Below are 2366 nucleotides of genomic sequence, written 5' to 3' on the forward strand. Positions count from 1 at the left end.
AAAGTGTGAGCGGTTTCGGCGGTTATCACGCTCTAAATATTTGATTTAGAGCCTTATTTTTCCGCTCGAATGATTCCATTCGAGCGGATAAGGCTCTAAGGCCGCAGCACCAGGCCGACATCCGGCGCGGTTCGGCCCTCGAGCTGTTCCAAATAGGCCGCGCGGATCGCCTCCGCGCCTTGCCCGCCGGTCACCGTCAGCCAGCGCGGCGCGTCGGCCACGAACGGCGCCCAGGCCGCGCCATAGCGCTGCTCGAACGCGCCGCCCGGCCAGTCCTGACGACGCTTGGCGATACGGTCGGGGGCGAAGAAGAAGGCCGGCCGGGGCCCCGGCAGCGCGGCCTGGGCGCGCGGAACCTCCCAGTGCGTGCCGCCGACCAGGATCGAGGCCTTCAGGTCGTCGGCGAAGCGGTTATGCACCGCCGCCAGCACCGCCGAGTCGCCGGCGAAATCGACGAACGCCGCCGAACCGACGATCGGCGCGCTGGCGATGTCGTCATAGAGGACGACCTGATCGTAGAAGCCCAGGCCCTCGACGAAGGCCTTGTTTCGGGGCGAGGTCAGGCCAACCACCTTGACCGCCCCGCGCCGCTTCAACAGCGCCGCCAGGGCGATGGCGGTCTTGGACGAGGCGCTGGACAGGATCACCTGGGCCGCGCCGTGGAACCCCGCCTCGTCCAGCTGGTCCTCGATCAGGAACGAGGTCATGAACAGCGGCTGCAGCAGGGCGCGATAGGCCTCCAAAGGCTCTTCGTCGCCGACGGCCTGATACTGGTTATAGACCACCGCCAGCGGCTGGCGGTGCGGCGCGATGTCGGTGAAGCCGGTCTTGCCGACCTTGGCCTGGACGGTCAGGTGCGTCGACATCGGCCAGTAGCCATAGAAGCGCTGGCCCATGGCGATTTCGGGATGGGCGCTTTCCTCGACCCGCGCGTGGCCCCAGACCGGCACGCGGCCAAAGCCTTCCGGCGCCGGGAAGAAGTCCCAGTATTTCATCGCCTCGCCGAACACGGCGTAGGTGATGTTGTTGGCGGTCAGGGCGAAGCTTTCGATGGCCAAGTGAACCTCGCCCTCGGCCAGCGCCGCCGGCGCGGTCTCGCGGATCTCGGCGCGGCGCAAGTCGTTCCTGGCGACCAGCAGGTCCCAACCCATGGCGTCTCTCCCTGTTCGCGGCGAAGCTAGGCGGCGGGCGGAAGGGCGTCAAACGCGCTTGTCGGGACGGCGCCATTGTCACCAGGACAATGTTTCCATTGCTCCGTCGATGGCGAGGGCGCAATCGAAGGACAAAGCCGCCCCCGGAGCGCTCATGTCCCAAGCGTCCCTGCCCCTTCGCCATTTCCTGCTGGCCCTGGCCGTGGTGGCGGTGTGGGGCACGAATTTCGTGGTGATCCGGGTGGGCCTGAACCACCTGCCGCCGCTGCTGTTCGCCACCCTGCGCTTCACCCTGGTGCTGTTGCCGATGGCCTTCTTCGTCAAGCGCCCGGCGGTGTCTTGGGCCAATCTGGCGGCCTATGGCGTGCTGATCGGGGCCGGGCAATTCGGCCTGCTGTTCGTGGCCATGAAGGGCTCGATCTCGCCGGGCCTGGCGTCGCTGGTGGTGCAGACCCAGGTGTTCTTCACGATCGGCATGGCCATGGGCATAAATCGCGAGCCGATCCGGGGCTTCCAGATCGCCGCCCTGCTGCTGGCCGCCTCGGGCATCGTGCTGATCGCCGCGCACGGCGGCGGCGCGGCCACGCCGCTGGGCGTCGTCCTGGTGCTGCTGGCCGCCGCCAGCTGGTCGGGCGGCAATATCGTCGCGCGCCAGGCCGGCGCGGTGAACATGCTGGCCTATGTGGTCTGGGCCAGCCTGTTCTCGATCCCGCCGCTCTTCCTGATGTCGCTGTGGCTGGAAGGCTGGCCGGCCATGGTCAAGGGCGTCACCGGCGCCGACGCCTGGACCTGGCTGGCCGTCGCCTGGCAGGCGGTGGGCAACACCATGTTCGGCTACGCCGCCTGGGGCTGGCTTCTGGCCCGCCACCCCGCCGCGACCGTCACCCCGATGGCGCTTCTGGTCCCGGTCTTCGGCATGGGCGCCTCGGCCCTGCTGCTGCACGAAGGCCTGCCCGCCTGGAAGCTGACGGCCGCCGCCCTGGTGCTGGCCGGACTGGCGGTGAACATGCTGTGGCCGAAGCTGCGGGCAAGGATTTGGGCGGAGGCCTAAAGAAGCTCCCTCAACACCAACATCGTCATCCCGCGCTTTATGCGCGGGACCCATGGTTCAGCCGACACGTGGGCGTGTGAGTTTTCTCCGCCCCTGCGGCGGACAGATGGGTCCCGCGCATAAAGCGCGGGATGACGGTTATATTTTTTCGCAAACTCGGATCG

Annotated in this window: 2 protein-coding genes; one reads left to right on the plus strand and one right to left on the minus strand. The window is 67.6% G+C overall.

Annotated elements, in window-relative coordinates:
• Positions 1 to 95 precede the first annotated feature (95 nt).
• The gene (locus OR37_RS20455) at positions 96 to 1151 is read right to left on the minus strand and encodes a DUF2855 family protein (RefSeq protein WP_004625232.1); all 1056 of its coding nucleotides are present in this window, start codon (positions 1149 to 1151) and stop codon (positions 96 to 98) included.
• Positions 1152 to 1305: 154 nt separating this feature from the next.
• Here OR37_RS20455 and OR37_RS20460 point away from each other — a divergent pair, with 154 nt between their 5' ends.
• Complete coding sequence (locus tag OR37_RS20460; protein ID WP_004625234.1) at positions 1306 to 2202, plus strand: EamA family transporter; 897 nt, start codon at positions 1306 to 1308, stop codon at positions 2200 to 2202.
• Positions 2203 to 2366: the final 164 nt, after the last annotated feature.

It is taken from the genome of Caulobacter vibrioides OR37 (assembly GCF_000372645.1).
In the GTDB taxonomy this organism is placed as follows: Bacteria; Pseudomonadota; Alphaproteobacteria; order Caulobacterales; family Caulobacteraceae; genus Caulobacter; species Caulobacter vibrioides_E.

What these genes read in the sequence shown, in the direction of transcription:
- OR37_RS20455 (WP_004625232.1), bottom strand. Translation starts at nt 1,151, where the DNA reads ATGGGTTGGGACCTGCTGGTCGCCAGGAACGACTTGCGCCGCGCCGAG.
- OR37_RS20460 (WP_004625234.1), top strand. Translation starts at nt 1,306, where the DNA reads ATGTCCCAAGCGTCCCTGCCCCTTCGCCATTTCCTGCTGGCCCTGGCC.